Raw genomic sequence first — 235 nt, forward strand, 5'->3', positions numbered from 1 at the left:
CGTAGATGTAGAAGACGATACAACAACAACAGACGAAGACACACCAGTAGTGGTAGATGTTTATGATAACGATAACGACATCCCAACAGATGGTACAATCGCAATCACAACACCACCAACCAATGGAACCGTAGTCATAACCGATCCAAACAATACACCAAACGATCCAAGTGATGATGTAGTAACCTACACACCAAACCCAGGATACAATGGAACAGATACGTTTGAATATACA

At 41.3% G+C, this 235-nt stretch carries 1 protein-coding gene; it reads left to right on the plus strand.

The window, feature by feature from the left end; all coding sequences use genetic code 11:
- A partial coding sequence (locus tag ACVC5O_RS11600) for an Ig-like domain-containing protein (RefSeq protein WP_452221647.1) occupies positions 1-235 on the plus strand: 235 nt, incomplete at both ends.

It is taken from the genome of Lacinutrix salivirga (assembly GCF_053604675.1).